Source organism: Glacieibacterium arshaanense (genome assembly GCF_004681125.1).
GTDB lineage: Bacteria > Pseudomonadota > Alphaproteobacteria > Sphingomonadales > Sphingomonadaceae > Polymorphobacter_A > Polymorphobacter_A arshaanense.
In genome coordinates, this window is record NZ_SIHO01000005.1 from 1 (window position 1) to 15,768 (window position 15,768).

General features: G+C 52.9%; 20 protein-coding genes. 9 read left to right on the forward strand and 11 right to left on the reverse strand.

The genetic code is table 11. From position 1 onward, the window contains the following. Nucleotides 1–129 precede the first annotated feature (129 nt). The 3 genes from EUV02_RS15440 to EUV02_RS16040 all read left to right on the forward strand — a co-directional run bounded on the left by EUV02_RS15440 (nucleotide 130) and on the right by EUV02_RS16040 (nucleotide 2,108). Nucleotides 130–477, forward strand: coding sequence for a hypothetical protein (locus EUV02_RS15440; protein WP_135247220.1), 348 nt, complete (start codon nucleotides 130–132; stop codon nucleotides 475–477). 399 nt (nucleotides 478–876) lie between these two features. Next, nucleotides 877–1,917 carry a hypothetical protein gene (locus tag EUV02_RS15445; protein ID WP_135247221.1) on the forward strand — a complete coding sequence of 347 codons (1,041 nt, stop codon included), beginning with the start codon at nucleotides 877–879 and terminating at the stop codon, nucleotides 1,915–1,917. Nucleotides 1,918–1,973: 56 nt separating this feature from the next. After that, nucleotides 1,974–2,108: a hypothetical protein gene (locus EUV02_RS16040; RefSeq protein ID WP_279379532.1), complete on the forward strand. Its 135-nt coding sequence runs from the start codon at nucleotides 1,974–1,976 to the stop codon at nucleotides 2,106–2,108. 1,065 nt (nucleotides 2,109–3,173) lie between these two features. On the opposite strand, the gene EUV02_RS15450 is transcribed toward EUV02_RS16040, so the two are convergent. The 5 genes from EUV02_RS15450 to EUV02_RS15470 form a co-directional block, all read right to left on the reverse strand. Beyond that, complete coding sequence (locus tag EUV02_RS15450) at nucleotides 3,174–3,521, reverse strand: hypothetical protein (protein ID WP_135247222.1); 348 nt, start codon at nucleotides 3,519–3,521, stop codon at nucleotides 3,174–3,176. Further along, nucleotides 3,521–3,898, reverse strand: coding sequence for a hypothetical protein (locus EUV02_RS15455; protein ID WP_135247223.1), 378 nt, complete (start codon nucleotides 3,896–3,898; stop codon nucleotides 3,521–3,523). Before EUV02_RS15455 ends, EUV02_RS15450 begins: the two co-directional genes overlap by 1 nt. Continuing rightward, nucleotides 3,895–4,266, reverse strand: a complete 372-nt coding sequence (locus EUV02_RS15460) for a hypothetical protein (RefSeq protein ID WP_135247224.1) — start codon at nucleotides 4,264–4,266, stop codon at nucleotides 3,895–3,897. The genes EUV02_RS15455 and EUV02_RS15460 overlap by 4 nt, the downstream gene beginning before the upstream one ends. A 456-nt stretch (nucleotides 4,267–4,722) precedes the next feature. Continuing rightward, a complete protein-coding gene (locus EUV02_RS15465) occupies nucleotides 4,723–5,055 on the reverse strand; it encodes a hypothetical protein (protein WP_135247225.1) in 333 nt (110 codons plus the stop codon). Between the two features lie 183 nt (nucleotides 5,056–5,238). Beyond that, nucleotides 5,239–5,568 carry a hypothetical protein gene (locus EUV02_RS15470; RefSeq protein ID WP_135247226.1) on the reverse strand — a complete coding sequence of 110 codons (330 nt, stop codon included), beginning with the start codon at nucleotides 5,566–5,568 and terminating at the stop codon, nucleotides 5,239–5,241. Between the two features lie 137 nt (nucleotides 5,569–5,705). Here EUV02_RS15470 and EUV02_RS15475 point away from each other — a divergent pair, with 137 nt between their 5' ends. The 4 genes from EUV02_RS15475 (at nucleotide 5,706) to EUV02_RS15490 (ending at nucleotide 9,143) form a co-directional block, all read left to right on the forward strand. Then, nucleotides 5,706–5,879, forward strand: coding sequence for a helix-turn-helix transcriptional regulator (locus EUV02_RS15475; protein WP_135247227.1), 174 nt, complete (start codon nucleotides 5,706–5,708; stop codon nucleotides 5,877–5,879). After that, nucleotides 5,876–6,856, forward strand: coding sequence for a hypothetical protein (locus tag EUV02_RS15480; protein WP_135247228.1), 981 nt, complete (start codon nucleotides 5,876–5,878; stop codon nucleotides 6,854–6,856). Before EUV02_RS15475 ends, EUV02_RS15480 begins: the two co-directional genes overlap by 4 nt. 44 nt (nucleotides 6,857–6,900) lie before the next feature. Next, nucleotides 6,901–8,307, forward strand: coding sequence for a DUF3987 domain-containing protein (locus EUV02_RS15485; protein ID WP_166430661.1), 1,407 nt, complete (start codon nucleotides 6,901–6,903; stop codon nucleotides 8,305–8,307). A gap of 509 nt (nucleotides 8,308–8,816) precedes the next feature. After that, a complete protein-coding gene (locus EUV02_RS15490) occupies nucleotides 8,817–9,143 on the forward strand; it encodes a hypothetical protein (protein ID WP_135247230.1) in 327 nt (108 codons plus the stop codon). Between the two features lie 9 nt (nucleotides 9,144–9,152). On the opposite strand, the gene EUV02_RS15735 is transcribed toward EUV02_RS15490, so the two are convergent. The 3 genes from EUV02_RS15735 to EUV02_RS15495 form a co-directional block, all read right to left on the reverse strand. Continuing rightward, nucleotides 9,153–9,320 carry a hypothetical protein gene (locus tag EUV02_RS15735; RefSeq protein WP_166430662.1) on the reverse strand — a complete coding sequence of 56 codons (168 nt, stop codon included), beginning with the start codon at nucleotides 9,318–9,320 and terminating at the stop codon, nucleotides 9,153–9,155. 81 nt (nucleotides 9,321–9,401) lie between these two features. Continuing rightward, entirely contained in the window at nucleotides 9,402–9,779 is a 378-nt protein-coding gene (locus EUV02_RS16060; RefSeq protein WP_341533713.1) for a surface-adhesin E family protein, read from the reverse strand. After that, nucleotides 9,769–10,203 carry a hypothetical protein gene (locus EUV02_RS15495; protein WP_135247231.1) on the reverse strand — a complete coding sequence of 145 codons (435 nt, stop codon included), beginning with the start codon at nucleotides 10,201–10,203 and terminating at the stop codon, nucleotides 9,769–9,771. The genes EUV02_RS16060 and EUV02_RS15495 overlap by 11 nt, the downstream gene beginning before the upstream one ends. A gap of 1,433 nt (nucleotides 10,204–11,636) precedes the next feature. On the opposite strand from EUV02_RS15495, the gene EUV02_RS15500 reads away from it, so the two are divergent. Then, nucleotides 11,637–12,119, forward strand: a complete 483-nt coding sequence (locus tag EUV02_RS15500; RefSeq protein WP_135247232.1) for a lyase — start codon at nucleotides 11,637–11,639, stop codon at nucleotides 12,117–12,119. A gap of 158 nt (nucleotides 12,120–12,277) precedes the next feature. On the opposite strand, the gene EUV02_RS15505 is transcribed toward EUV02_RS15500, so the two are convergent. Continuing rightward, entirely contained in the window at nucleotides 12,278–12,733 is a 456-nt protein-coding gene (locus tag EUV02_RS15505) for a hypothetical protein (protein WP_135247233.1), read from the reverse strand. A 168-nt stretch (nucleotides 12,734–12,901) separates the two neighbouring features. Next, nucleotides 12,902–13,321: a hypothetical protein gene (locus EUV02_RS15510; RefSeq protein WP_135247234.1), complete on the reverse strand. Its 420-nt coding sequence runs from the start codon at nucleotides 13,319–13,321 to the stop codon at nucleotides 12,902–12,904. 242 nt (nucleotides 13,322–13,563) lie between these two features. Between EUV02_RS15510 and EUV02_RS15515 the strand changes: the two genes are divergently transcribed. Next, the gene (locus tag EUV02_RS15515; protein WP_135247235.1) at nucleotides 13,564–14,061 is read left to right on the forward strand and encodes a hypothetical protein; all 498 of its coding nucleotides are present in this window, start codon (nucleotides 13,564–13,566) and stop codon (nucleotides 14,059–14,061) included. 1,109 nt (nucleotides 14,062–15,170) lie between these two features. On the opposite strand, the gene EUV02_RS15520 is transcribed toward EUV02_RS15515, so the two are convergent. Then, the gene (locus EUV02_RS15520; RefSeq protein ID WP_135247236.1) at nucleotides 15,171–15,653 is read right to left on the reverse strand and encodes a tetratricopeptide repeat protein; all 483 of its coding nucleotides are present in this window, start codon (nucleotides 15,651–15,653) and stop codon (nucleotides 15,171–15,173) included. Nucleotides 15,654–15,768 lie beyond the last annotated feature (115 nt).

The following is a 15,768-nucleotide window of genomic DNA, read 5'->3' on the forward strand; positions in this document are numbered from 1 at the left end:
TATTGATTGGCTATGGACCTCAGAAGCAGACAGTCCGCTAGCCACCCCATTGTCGCCATAGCGCAAGACCGGATCGACCCCAGATTGCCCGGAACCTGCCGTTCCGGTTTTGGGGTGAAAAGCTGCCGGTTGGCAACCGACCGCATTGAAGAAATTGCAGAAGAATGTCAGGCTTCGGGTATGCCGTTGGACAACCTCTTGAAACCCGAAGCCAAATTTCGGCTTGCAACAATTGCACGCCCAATTGTGCTACTTTTCGTGCCTGCTACGATCTTGATGTGGGCGGTAGGTGCCAGCTTCTGGATTATCGTGCTTTGGCTAGTTGGCTTCGGGCTTTTCGGCGCAATCACAGCTTGTCCGCGTTGTCGGCAAAGCATTTATTGGAACGAGCGTAAGCCGTTCCTCACTTTAGCGGGTGAAGCCCATGGCGTCTGCACGCGCTGCGGATTTGCATTTGAGCCGAATTGCAACGAATGACTCCCCCTGAATTTCCGCTAGTCACCGAATACCACCGGATTGATCGGCTCAAAAAATAACAATTGACGGATTTTGAATCCGTAGTACTCCCGATTCATGGTCAATAAAACGCAATGCTCGGTTTTCCAGATATGTGCTCCGGTGAGCACGTCGAAGAGATGTCGTCACATCTCCGACTGGAATTCTAATGCACAAAGCGAAAAACTCGCACAGGCTTGCTGATCCGCAGGCGGGGAACGATTCCCCTACATTCAACTCCGAGACTGAATACCTGAAGACTAACGCGCGCGGGCTCTCCGGCGCGGTTCTGGCCCTTGGCCTTTTCGACGCACGATTCTCCCGGCGCCAAACACATTCCAACGGCACTCTGCGGCCGCACATGCAGCGGGGTCGCTGATTATGGGTGCGCATTATGTGACTTCGCCGCCGCAGTGGTGGTTGAACAAGATTGCGGCGCTCGACATTGCCCATCCGGGGGTCGCAGGATTTATGCTGCGGACCTCGAATCACCGTCGTCAGGTTTCGGCGGCCGTTCTCGCTGCGAGCGCTGACGACCTCGATGACATTTGTGACGATCCGGACATTGTGATTCCCCCGCGCACCTCGGCTTCATGTTTGATTTCCGGTCGACTTGAAGCAGTCATCACGGAGACCTTGGGCAGTTGCCCGCAGGGATTTCTCGCGATGCTTAAGCGGATGGGGTCAGCGATCGCGCAGCCTTCGCTCTACCACAAACTCTTTGCGGTGTATTCGAACCCTGACCTTGTCGATGTTGCCCATGCCCTTCGCGAGGTCAGTCACCCCAGCATCGAGCTGCTCGAAGTTGCCGAGGGCTGCCCGGCGTGGTTGCTCAAGAGTGGCGCCCTGCGTTTCCTCAAAAATACGCGTCAACGCGACGATTTGCTTGCGACGGTCGAACTTCTGTTCAAGGCTTGCCCTGCTTCGAGCTACCAGCGGCTGTCAGAATCGCTGCGCGCTTGCGCGAGCGACCACGATGTCAGCCGTGCGATGAAACAGTGGTTTCGGCAGGCGGTGTTCCCCAAACCCGATATCAACCTCGGCGAAGCGTTTCTCCATGTTGGAGACGCGGTCACCCTCGACCGCCTCGGCCTCGAATTTCGGAATTGTTCTGCGACGTATCGACTGGAAGTGCTGGCCGGTGTTGCGATGTTTCTTCGCTGCCGGACGCCCTGTGGAGAGTATGTCACCCACCTTCGGCGTGCTGACATTGGCGGTGTGTGGGAATACGCCGGTACTCATTCTACTGGGAATGCTCCAACGCCTCTGTCCGCACGTCAATTCGCCAAGGATCATGTGCGGAATGCTGGTGTCATTGTCGCGCGTGGGGATCGGGAATTGCCCACGCTCTGGCAGCCCGTCGAGCGCATCTGCTATCCCGATAGCGGCGCGCTGGATGAATGGTTCTTTGACCAGACATAACACGCCCTGAGTATGACGGGGTCGAATAGCCGACATCCATCGATGGTTGCCCTACTATGATCAGACTGTCGCCGCAGTTTGCACGGAACCCGTTCGGGCTGATGTTGGCCGAGGTTAAGCCATTGTTCGATGTTTTTGTCGAAGCCAAGGCGACGAAGGCCAAGCGTCAATTAGATTTCTCCTATAACTGACACGCGTTGAACGCCTGAAACTCCTCTGGCGCAAGCTGATGACCAGCTTTGGAACAGAACGGCGGGCGGCGTTCTTGAGATGGTCGACGTGGATCAATGCAACAAGATCACGGTAAACAGGCCGAGCATGGCCATAATTGTGCCGAATACGATTGTGGCGATCAGGATTGAGACTTCATAGGATGTCATTGAGAACTCCAATTGATGTGAAACGCGGTTATTTTGCTCAGACAACAGTCCTCGCCGCAATGCACAGATCGTTGAAGTCCCGGACTCTTGGAAATTCCTCAAGGCTTCGTCATCTTCAAAATGAGCGCTAAGAAGGCGCACATCGTCAGGATGGTTCCGGTTACAATTTAAAATATTCCACTATTCGTTCCTCAGCCTTAAAAATTCGCTCTGACTACTCCATGATGTTCGTTCGAATCACAGGCGCGCAGCAAGCTGAATTTGACCAAGAAGTTAAATATTGTTGTTGACTCGGGGAAAGTTGGGCATCGGAACTACGCGTAGTCCTTCGTCATCTCGATACCATCGAGGACGACCCGCAGAGCACCGAAATTGGTGGCCGCGATTTCAAGCGGCGTCATTGAGCGTTACTGCGCGGAGGACAGTGACAAGCTTATGCGCTTGGTGATAAAAAATTTCCAGTGCCAGCACCAACAGGCCGGTGGATAGTTGGCATGCAATGGGGGATAAATCCGGGACGGGGAGAATGCTGCCGTGACGGCAAGAGGAGACAAATTGCCATCAGAGCAATGACTTGAGCAGCCAAAGGTATCAATGTATATTGAATCGTCGCCGGGCTTTTGTCATTTGTTCTCAGCCAGCAAGGATGCCCGGTGACACATTCTTCTATCGACACGGAACTATCGGGTGCCGAACGCATTAATGTAGCGCCACCGAGACGCGACAAGCGCGCCCCCCGCAATTGTTCAGCGCTCGGTGGCAACCCATTTCAGGTTCGAGATCATGCCCTGCCTACACTTGAGCACAAGTGTGGGGCGACGGTCTGGTTGACGCTTCAGCAGTGTGCTCGCGGACCGTACCGCTGGCTAATGTTATCTAGTCAGCGTCCACTTCTTCCGGACCGTCATCGTCATCACGGCGACGGAACGCAGCGTCGAGCAACTTGTCCAGACGTGTATCGATACCGTCGATCCACTCAATTCTCGCTCGTTGGGCTTTAAGCGCAGCTACGTTGGCCGCGCTGGGATTTTCGAGCACGTCCGTTTCGGCTTTGAGATTCAGCACGCTGATCCGCTGTTCAGGCGTGCCAAAGTTGGGGTCATGCACCTTCTGAATCAAATGCCGGTCGGTCTCACGAATGATCGCGAAGATTGCTTCCTCGTGCTTGAAATCGCGCTTGTTCATCGGGCGGTAGGCAGAGGCCTTGGTCCAGTCCTTACCCATCACCAGCCCTCCCGGCGACGCTGATCACGATCCGACCGAGCTTGATCTCCACGCTTGTGCTTGGCATCGACCGCAGTCTGACGGTCGGCCTCGCAGGGCCACGGCTGTCGCATCGTGCCGTTGCGATAGACATTGCGACCCTTGCGCGTGGTCTTTCCCGGAGTGATCGGATTCGTACCGATGCATTCCAAAACATCAAGGGTGAAGGTGTGCTGTTGCTTTTCGCTACCGTAAGAATCCTTGATAATTCTTGCGCGAACGGTGCGGTCACCGATGAAGGTCGGCGATCGAAAGCTCCCGGAAAAGACCCCTTCGGTGAATTCAATGATGTCGCCAGTGCAAGCGTCGCCAGTACAATCGATGGTGAAAGCGCTCATGCCGCCTCCTTCTCGAAAGTATGAAATTCGAACGCCTCATTTTCGTAGATCGTGTCGATGTTCGCGCAAAGCGCCTCATAGAGATCGGGTCGAATACGGAGACAAATTTCTTTGAATATCTCAACCGCTTCCTCAACGATCTCAGTTGGACCCACAAAGCCATCGGGAATGGAGATAACTATGTATGTTTTGGTAAACTGCACTTCCACTTTTACGCTGTGAATGAACAATTTTAATAACTTACCGGACCTCGGGAAGCTAACTGAGTATAATAAGGTATCATCCCCCGGCGCGCGTACTTGGTGGACATTTCTGCGGATCGGATTGATGCAGAACGTATCCGGCATCGTAGATTTGATTAATGACATTCTGTTTCTCATTCAGTTCGAGTTTCGACATGACTCTGCCAAAACTCGCTGCCGCCTTTCAGGGCCTGAAGAGGATATTGGTATCGTCAAAACGCCATATAGATCATATTTACACGACCGTCAAGTTTAGGTCGAATCTATTCATGAAGATGGACAATTTTGCACAAATAATTGTTTTCATCGCTGTTCTCTCTAGCAACCTGACCACGGGCTGTTTCGCATTTCCGCGACAAATTCAGCGAGCTCGTTGGCATTGATCGACGATGCATGAATACGAGTGCGACCCTGCCGTGGCACTGTCCTGTATAGCATGTAAATATCATCAGTCGGTATGCATTCAGCGAGCCTGATCGTTGCGATCGAAATGATTTTCATGAGCTTTCCATTATCATTATTGGACATCCGAATTTGATGCAGAAAATCCGACGAGTGTCAAATTCGGCGGATTTCTTGGGTTTATGGGCTTTTGGCGATCGTGTTGGCGTCGGGCTTCCGCCGAAATTCGAGCGCATAATCGATATGGTTTTCGTCATAGAGCACTCGAATCAACTCGTATAACTCGCCATTGAGGCCGCGCGCATTGAGGAATCGAATGATGAATTCGTCCTGAAAAAGCTTCTGAGCAGCGTTCGGAGCAAAGCTGAATCGAGCGATCGCTTCTGCATGCTCAAGGAACATGAGGTCAGCCGTGCTCGGCTCGCCGACCCCATACTCTTCAGGGTCACCGGTCTCGCGGTTGGACGCAGACTGGCGCATTGTCGCGTACTCAATCGTGTATGATGCGACCATGATAACCTCCTGAACCCATTCTATCAGGAAGAGTGGTCAGCAGTCTATTTGTTGAAAAGGTTGGCGCGAACCGTTGTTGAAGGCGGATGCCCGGAACATGTACTGATTGTTCCGCTCTAACGCGTCCTCGGGTTCGAGCGTGGCGCTGAACCAGTTTACCCTCAAGGTACGCAGAATGGAATTTTAACGTGTATTGGGGCGCATTTTCTTCGATTTTCTGTTTCTCATTTGTGTGAGGAACGCGTCAATTTCAAATTTCGGCATCGCAACCGAGATCACCGGTGGGTTGTCGGCTTGCGTCCTGACGAACATCTTGAACACCCGATCACAAAACAAACCCATGAACGCTTCAGCGCTATCTGTTCCCGCGAAGTAGACGAATTCACTATCCCTGATTCCATCAGAGGTTGAGTTCACCCATTCTACGAGCTCGATATCCCTGTTGCGATCACCGATCTTGATTTGAAATGCGATGTTGGTGTCCGGGTAGGACCTGAATGATGCTTTTTCCATACTCCTATTTATATCGGTTCGCTCCAACCAATGTCACTATTATTCGTTAATCCGTCCTTTTGATGTTTTTTGATAAATAATATTGCATTCGGAAAGTCGAGTGTGGGATTATGAAAAATGTCAATAGGAGAACAATAATGATCACAGAAATGGTAACCGCTGCGGAAATTGCTGCCCAGTTAAAGATGAGCCTTACCGGCTTCCGAAGTCTTCTTAATGAAAGGGATGACTTCCCGCTTCCGACCAGCATTGGAATCCGGAAGAAGCGCTGGAAGCTTTCCGATGTCAATGCGTGGATCAACGCACAATGATACTGATGCTCAAATCTGACAAGGGTCAGCCTCTTACCAAGAAATTCATCCGCAATGCTGAAGGGTCCGAGACGAAGAAGGATTTCGCCAACGTCTACGAGTATTATGCCACACCATGTCCGGTGTTCGACATTCATTCGCTATCGTTCGTGTTGACCGAACTTGAAGCCCAAACCTCAAGCTGCATCGTACGCGGTGAGCTTGTCATCCCTACCGAGGGTAAGATCAGACGTACCAAGTTTGACGGATCGCGTGATGGTTTCATCTGCGATCGCCTGACTGGTACCCAGTGGCTTATGTGCGATTTCGACAAGGTCGAAGCCCCGGAGTGGCTCCCAGCCGACATCCGGCTCAGATACCTGATTGAGATGCTGCCCGCGTGCTTTCACAAGGCGTCATATCATTATCAGTGGAGTTCGAGCGCTGGGCGTGATGGCTGGAAAACATTATCGTGCCACATATGGTTTTGGTTGACCGAACCGTGGCCGAGCGATGTCATCCGTAAGCGCGTCAAGGTGGAGAATTGGGAAGGCGTCGATCGTGCACCGTTCGATGCAATTCAAATCCACTACACAGCAAGCCCGGTGTTCGTGAACCAGACCGATACACTGGATTGCCCGCGTTCAGGTCTGGTGTTGATGGAAATTGATGCGGTGGAGCTTCCACCATTTGTCGAACCAGTACCGGTCCCCCGAGCGTTCAAACCCAATATGGGTCAGGCGACCGGGTTCGAGGGCAAGCTGCAAGAAATGCTCGACGACATCGGACCAAATTATCACGAACCCATCCGTAGTGTGATCATGTTCTACGTCATGGCCTGCGCGGTCGAGACATATGACATCGACGCGTTCAAGGATCGCCTCATGTCAGCGATCCACCTCGCACCGACCGGCAAGTCGGACAAGAACATATACGACGAGAGTTACGTTAATCGTTCGATCGACGGCGCAGTTCGCAAGAATCCCCGAAACTACTAAGGAGACCCATGAATATATTTCCAACAAATGTACTTCCAACGATTATGCAAGACGCAATCAAGGGTGTGGCAGCAGCGACTGGGGCACCACCGGAAGCCATCATCGGCACACTACTCGCGGAAGCAAGTTGGGCCGTTCAGTCGCATTATGACGTACAACTCGTGTTCAACGACTGGAAGCTGTCAGCCCCATCATCATTGTTCACGCTTACTATCAGCGAAAGCGGCGGTCGCAAATCGGTGATCTTGGCCAATTTGAGCGAAGGTCGTAATCGATACGAAGAAGAAGCGTCACGAGACTATTACAAGCGCCTGATTCGATACAAGGGCGACATGGAAATCTTTAACGCACAGCGTCAGGAGATTATTCGAAAAAACAAGGCGTCGATGGTCAAGAACGACGATCTGTATAACCATGATCTGACCGAACCTAAGCGGCCACCGAATCCGAAGAGCAATCAGAGCAACTTCACCACGGCTGGTCTCATGACCGAAATGGCGTTCTGTCGCCCATCGATAGGTGTGATGACAGCGGAAGCTGGTATCATCCTTAAGGGATACAGCGCTGGTGCTGGCAACGGTGGTGAGTTTGAATTCGCGACCACAATGTCGCTGCTCTGGGACAAGGGCGAAGCCGACAAAAACACCAAGGAATCTGGAAAAATCTCATACTCGGGACGTCGCTTGACGGTCGGCTTCATGTGTCAGTCCGTGGCAGCGCGAGCGTTCTTGGCCAGCGATATCATGCAGCAACAGGGAATGCAGGCGCGGTTCCTAATCAATCAGGTCGGTGTGGTGGAAAGCCCTGAATGCTTGCTCGACGGTGACCCCATGGCCGAAGCCAATGCATCGAAGGTCAAGGCTTTCAACGATCGCTTGTACGAGCTTCACCGGGAATCGCCCAAGTGTGACATCGATGATGAGTTCATCCTCGCGCCCAAGCTGCTCCAGTGGGAAAATCAGGACAGCAGCAACCCGCTTGGTATTTGGTACAACCACGTTGGTCGTCAGGTGGAACGCGGTGACCATCATGGGTCTAACACCTTCTTCGCTCGTGTCACTGAGCATGCATGCCGGATCGCTGGTGTGTTGGCCGCATTCGAGGGGTATACCAAGATCACCAACAAACATGCTGAGGCTGCGGTCGCCATCATCGAGTATTTTATCGCTGAACGCCGGTCGCTCGATGTTGGTGAGGAAACCAGCACACTGAACAATCTCAAGGAAGCGACCGAATATGTCCGTGGTTGGTTTCAGAAGCAGAAAACCAAGGGTGTAACGACGATGACCAAAAAGTTCTTCCTCGACAATGCGCGTGGTGGTGGCTTCAAACACATGAACGCCACGGTGAAGGCCAACATCCTTGAAGGGCTGGTGTTCGAGGAAGTGATCAAAATGGAAATCGCGGCGGCGGGCATGACAAAGGTAACGAATATCCAATACCTTCTCTAATCGCTGTCTGAACCCGTATGAAAAAGCTCGGCGAATATGATTTTCGCCGGGCTTTTTCATGATCGAATATGATACCGGATATGATTTTCGCGATCATATCCGGTCGAAATCGATCATATTCGCTTCCGACCGAATATGATCTTTTCGGTACCGAATATGATCGCTGATTTGACCGAATATGATAATTTTTCAACCGAATATGATCGGTGCAATTTTCACATATCGAATGATTTCAATGACTTAATTCGCGCGTATGATCAATATGATATATTTGGCCGCCTCTGGATGCCTGTTCAAAAATACAACCAAAAAATGTAAGTCAATTCTTCTTTATTTAGAGTGATTTATGGGCTTTTTGCCCATGTATCAGGTCACCCCATCATATCGATCATATTGATCATATTCGGTTCCTTGAGGTCCAAGAGCGATCACTCACATGACATCCCACCGATCAGCGAAGGCGTGACCGAGGCCTAGACCATTGTTCCCATTCTGTTCTACACGAGATAATGGCATCCGAACTTTTTCTCGAAGGATTCGATCACGTAGACCTATTCGAATGCGGTCGCTTGGAGATTGCCATAAAACTGACGTGTCCCGTCTGCCAGCATGGGCGATCGTTCGACGCTTACGCGCTCTGGGCATTGTTCGAACGTCGCGGTTGGAGTTTGAAGCTCAAGGATGCGGCCAAGCACTTCCATTGTATCCCGTGCGGCTTGGCCAAGCGTCGGGTTCGACCCGTGTTAGCATTCGGGAATGACGCCGTGAACGACGATATTTTGAAAAGACCGTCCGCGCGCACGATCGAGGCCGAGGCAAAGCGTCGTATTCGTTGACTGCGTCCACTACGTATTGAACACGGCGATGGTTACAGGCCACGTCGGTGAAGAATACGTATCGGTGCCTTGCGGGGGCGGCGCCAGTTTTCTGATATCATTCACTATCTGGGGATTGACCGTACGTAGCACGACGGCAAATGTCTCGGCCGCGACAACGCCGAGTTTGATGCTCATGCCATCACCGGCTGATCCATCAGCGACAACTCGGCCAGCGCCATTAATCGAAATTTCACAACCAATGCCCCGGTATCATCATCAATTCTTCTCCGCGCACATCAATTGCCAGATCAGCTCCTCCACCGAGCCTGCCTTGATCGGCCGAAGCTTCGCGTTTTTGTCTTTCTCGCTTTGAAGCACCTGCCCGCGCTCATCGGTCATTGTCGTCGCAAGCGTTCGTGACATCTTCCGTGCACAGCGAATCTCAATGCTTTGGACCACGCTGGTTACGTTCTTCTGGGGCGGGAATGTCGCTTCAAACCAAAAGTTCAGGACGTCTCCTTCGTGGGTAAGCGTCGAGTAGTCGATAAAATATGTGGTGTCTCCATCGTGCGCTAGGACGGACCACTCGGCTGCTGGCACGGGCTGGCCCACAACCATGAGCCCGACCGCCACGATCGCCCACTCAGTGCGCATTTGTGATCGCGGTATCGATCAAACCGACTCCGACCGTCGTCACAGCATCTGAAATATGATCGTTCGGGTTAGTTTTGCAGTATTCATCGACCGACGCCTCAATCGCTTTTGCTGAAGACCCGTCAAGAAAATCCGGGGCCTTTCGGAGGCCGATATTCAATCCAGATAGGTAGCCCGCAACCCAGCCGCCCGCTTGATTCATCAACGACTCGTCGCCGTTGAATTTCGTGGTCCACATTGAGCATGAGCTATTGCCGATACCGAGTAGGTATTTCGAGGGCATCGCCGTTTCAGCGGGCGTCGGTTCTTCAGCGGGCTTCGATGTTACCGCTGACTCCGTTGGCGGCGATGGCTCGGCGTGCGCTGTATTGTCTGGCTGACCGACCAGCACGAGCCCAGCCGCCGCCATCAATCCAATTTTCATGCCCTGCCCCTTTCATCTAGTACATCGATTCCCACACGGCATTCTCCCTCAATCCCGTTTTATCGGTGAAACTTCGCGTTTTTGTCTTACTCGCTCGAAAGCACCTGACCGAGTCGGCGAATAGACGAGTTCAACACGAACACGCTCGAAGAAGGGGCTGATGAAGCCCGCTATTGCGCCAAATGTAGCCACGATAAATGCAGGAAAATAGTGCATCAACCCTCGTCATTTCCAGCTTACGGTCGAGGGCCGGTGTCCGCAACGGGTCGGTTGCCGACGGGGCAGCTAATCGCGCCGAAACCGGAACGGCAGGTTCCGGGCAATCTGAGATCGATTCCGTAACGCGCTATGGCGACAATGGGGTGGGTAACTGACAGGCAGCATTTCGGCGTACCGGCGGATTGACCACATCTTCCGGAGCATCGGATTCGCTCGACACGGTCGGATTGAGGTGCATTTGCGTCGGCCCGTCTGGCCGCACCCATCAAGTGCTTTGCAGTATTATCGTCCAGCGTATCAAGGAAGCCCAGCGAACCAAAAATATACGACTAAAAAAACAACAATGATCTGCCCCGCTAGGATTGACCAGAATGCAATGGGCTGTTCGTCTCTTTTAAATTCTTTTCCGCTTGGAGAGCCACTTCCAGACAAAATTGTCCTAGAGATCACAAATAGTCCAAATACTATCAGAATAACAAATGCTGCATTCATTCCTGATTCCTATTGTCGGCCACTTCCAAGGCCGTCCGGATACGCTGTCCCATCAATTTGAGCGTAGACCATCTTTGTCGGCTTTCAAGCATATCAAAATGCGAGCTCAACGACTGGGTTAGGGTCGTTTGCCGTCTGGCAGCTTACCACCCCAAAACCGGAACGGCAGGTTCCGGGCGATCTGAGATTGATTCGGTAACGCGCTATGGCCGGAATGGGGTGGTTAGGAGAATGGTTCCTTCTAGCGCTACTGGGCCGGAAAGCAGACGAGCGATCGATCTTAGACGATGAGCCCGGTAAGGCTAGAAAAACACAAAACTACTACAGCGCCTAAGACCGGTATGAACACGATTAAACTACAGACAATTAGCCAGAAAATTACCGGATGTTCGGCGCGTGAATATGAATGGCCGTAAGCACCCGCGATGCCGTCAGTGATGCAGATCTTTAAACTCCATACACCCACGCCGACAGCCGCGAGCGATGCGACGAACAGGAAAAAGATGCCAATCATCGTCTCAATCTTTCACCGGGGAACATCTGCGTACGATCGAAGTGTCATCTTTTGCCGCTAGCAGCGGCAGTGAATGGCCGCAACGGGGTCGTTTGCCGTCAGGCAGCTTTTCGCGCCAAAACCCGCCCAACGGGTTCCCGGCATCTAAGATCGATCCCAGGATGGCGCTACGGCGACAACGGGTTGGGTTGCAGACATTCGTGTTCGGATGCATCATCCGACTGTGCCAGAGCGTTACATTCCCCCATCGGACTTTCTAAATGCCGTCATCAACGAAGATGTCGAATTTGGTGAGGGCGATCCCGACGATGCCAACCTAAAGCATCTCTTGAAGCTCACGCGTGATGCCAATGCGGCGAATCGTGACTGGGCTACATTGTTGTTGGCCCAACGCCAAATGAACCGCGCCGACGTTCTAGAGGCGCTTGTTGCTGCAGCTTCCGATGTCGAAACGTGCGTGCGAGCAGAAGCTGTGCTGGGATTGGCGCAAGTGGACAAATCTTTGGCATCGCCGTTTTTGCGCAAAGAGCTTGCCGGTCCGACGGTTTCGATGCCGCTACTTGAGGCCGCATCTATTGTCGCCGATCCGTCGCTTATTGAAGACCTAGAAGCCTTCGCGGAACCGTCAGATAATCCGATATTGGACGGCCTCGTGATCAAAGCATTGCGCGCCTGTCGGCCACCGCGCTGACGCCCGCCACGGCGTCGCTTGCCGCCCGGCAGCTTTCCACCCCAAAACCGGACCGGCGGGTTCCGGGCATCAGGGACCGATTCGGCAACGCGCAATGGCGACAACGGGGTGGATCGCGGAATATCGGCTTAGCGTTCGGATACCATTCAAAGCTGTCGCTAAAATTTGGGCCAGTCACCATCAGGAAACTGCGAAATCGCCAATGACGCTTTGGCATTCAGCCGAGTCTCCAAAGACCGACAATCAATGTAGCGCCTATTACACGGGATGATCTCAACCGCCGATTGTGCCTCTCCCGTCGGGAACACCGGAGAGGCGAGCTGACGGATTTCCAATACATCGTAAACGATGGCGAACCTCCGTTCGTCCAACCAACCAAGTTTTACATTTAGCATGTGACCGAATTTAATTTGAGGGCCCTCTTGCTTCGCCTTCGGCGCAAAGGAAAGGGTAAGATAGCCTTCTATAGTTCCGCGCGGTTGGTAGCTGATGACCGTGACATTGGCTTTTCCATCTAGTGAAGCAATCTCGCGCTGATTGTCTGGTTTGCGCTGCTCACAGCCCACAATACCGAAAATGACCGCGAGAAGTAGCAAGGGTTTTCCGCGTATCATAACGCCACGATAGCATCAGCTTTCCGGCAGCGCTATTGCGCGATTTTCTTACTGCAACGGGGGCGCTTGCTGACCGGCAGCTTTTCATCCCAAAACCGGATCAGCAGGTTCCGGGCGATCTGAGATCGTTTCGGTAACGCGCTATGGCGGCAACGGGGTGGATTTAGGTCATTCTGCTTCTGGGAAATCAAACGACTTGTACGGTCGTTTGCGGCCAATCAAGGCGGCGTCCTCGTGAGGAAGACGTATCTCGAACCTTCTCAGTTCACGTGCCGCATCGTTGTCGCCTAGCCTTGCGGCCTTGCCAAGCCAATGTCGATACTGGCCGAGGTCGCCAATATTGAAAGCATTCATTGCAAGGTGCTGGGCACCCGTCGCATCTCCGCGACGAAATGCGCGGAAGGCTAGGCCAGCTTGGGTGAAACGCTCAAAAATGCGGCCCGGCCTGCTGAATGTACTACTCAATTCAACCATCGCCATAGTGTCACCGCCCATAGCAAGATGCCACAGGATGGGCGTGCAATGACCGGGGTGATGATTGTCTCGTATCGCCCAATAGCGGGACCACAAGCGTTCTCGCTTATTCATATGCAGCCAATACCGCGCTGAGACTGCGTCCGCAATTGGGTGAAGGTCGGGGACATCTGAATGTCCGTCACGGGGTCGCTTGCCGCCCGGCAGCTTTTCACGCCAAAACCGGAACGGCAGGTTCCGGGCAAACTGGGATCGATCCGGCAACGCGCTATGGCAACAATGGGATGGGTTCCGGCCTGTCTACTTATGGGCACTTTGGCTAGCAAAGCGGTCGTCGATACAGTAGCGTTTTGCCAATGTACCGCATCACTCCAAAACGCACTTTCCCACCGCTCTGGCGTGTGATTGTCGGCTTCATTGTTGTTCCCGCACTTGCGGCATTTGTGTTGGCGTATTTTATGCCAGCCTACGATGGTTTGACCAACGCAACAGAGCGGGTCTTGCGAACCGCAATTATGTACGCATTGTTTGGTGCCTATCCGCCGACGATCCTTATCGGCATCCCAGCCTATTTCGCGCTGCGAAATCGCTTCGATCTCAATCTTTTGAACTGTTCGATGGTAGGCGCAGCTCTAGCAGCGCTGCCTTGGATACTCATTTCGCTGGTTAGCTCGCCGGATCAGGCAAGTACTGATGGTCGACCGACTGTGGTTGCTGGTTCGATGACCGCTTTCGGATGGCTATCGCTCGCGCAATTTGTCGGTCAAATTGCCGTGTTTGGCGCACTCGGCGGCGGCTTCTTTTGGGCAATCGTGGCGGCGGGGAGTGGAACCGGGAAGGTCAGCAATGATTAGCAATTGTTCTCGCAGTCTTTGACCGAATAGGGGTCGTTTGCCGTCCGGCAGATTTCCGCCCCAAAACCGGACTGACGGGTTCCGGGCAGCTGGGATCGATTCGGGAGCGCGGCGTGGCGACAATGGGGTGGGTTCCCGACTGGCCGGTTTTTGTGGGATTGTGCGCGGAAGGAGACACTCCAGAAGCCCAGCAAAAACGTTAGATATCGTTCCGCCAATAGCCTGCGAAGATGAAGGCTAGGGAAGGTAGGCCTACCAAAACGAAGATTGCAGCGGCAGTGTCCATCACTCGCACGCTGAGTTGCCCTGTAACGATACCATAGCCAAGCACCAGCCAAGCAGGTGTCGCAACGAATATCATTAGCCGCTTCATCCACCACGGCTGGACGGACCAATGCGCTTTGCGGAGTTCCTTGAACAAGCCCATCAGCAAATGTAACAGCGCTTACCCAACGTCCGCAATTGGCGTTTTTCAAAATTCTGATCGACGACCGAAACGGGGTCGCTTGCCGCCCGGCAGCTTTTCACCCCAGAATCGGAATGGCGGGTTCCGGCATCTAGGATCGATTCGGTAACGCGCTATGGCGACAATGGGGTGGAGAGCGGAATGGACGGTTAAGGGCACGAACATACGAAACCCGCCCTCAATTACCTTCACTTTCGGTGAATTTGTGCCCGCAACGTGAGCACTGCTTCTCTGCCCAAAGGGCACTCCAATACTTGGGCAGGAATGGTGTGACCGGAGCAGGTTGAAAAAGTCGCTTATAGGGTGATTTTTTACAATTCAGGCACTGCATGAGAATGGTGAACGCTACAATCATCAGCCATCCACTCAGTACAATACCGATTGAGATCATCGACGGCGCACTATCAAATACGGCGATAGGAACTGCAAACGCCAACGCACCTCCAAAGAAAAGTATGCTCGGCAGGAGTGTGGTCAAAGTGTAAAATCGGAGCTTCACCATCGAAACCGCCTTTCCTCGGAATCTACCTAACGTCATCACGAAGAGGTGGATATGGGGTTGCGCTAATTTCGTGCTTTTCGTCGAGTTTGGGGTCGTTTGAAGACCGGCAGCTTGCGGTTGCGTCCAACGTAAAACGGCCCTTCAAACCAGCCGAGGCGAAAGGTCCGCAATCAAGGCTTTAGCTTCCTCAAGTTCGTACTCGGTAATGTGGATTGACCCGACAGCGACGGCCAGACATCGCAATGCCGCCTCCGGATTCTTCCTGACGCCAGAGCCGGTTAGATAGCATTTGGCCATTTCAAGCTGGGCGCTGCCATCGCCAGCAACAGCAGCGCGTTCAAACCACTTGAACATCAAGCGGAACTTACCCTGTCCGCGATACTGGACTGCGATATTGCTGGCGGAGTCACGGTTCCCCCGTCGCCAAGCCCAGCGATACATCTTCATGGCAATCGCTTTGTCTTCGGGTACGCCCTCGCCGACATCATACATGTAGCCCAAGGCATGAAGGCACATCGCGTCGCCAAGCACTGCGCCCTGTTCATAGCAACGCCGAGCGTGATCAAAATCACCAGCTTCTGCTGCCGCATTGGCAATTTGTAGAAGCGCGTCTTTGCTCGGCATTACAGATCGTTGCCACGTTTTTGGCAGCTATCCAATGTCTGTTTTTTGTCCTCTGAGACGATCAATTGATGGACCTTGGGTTCGGTTTCCGTCTGGCGGCTTTTCACCCCAAGAC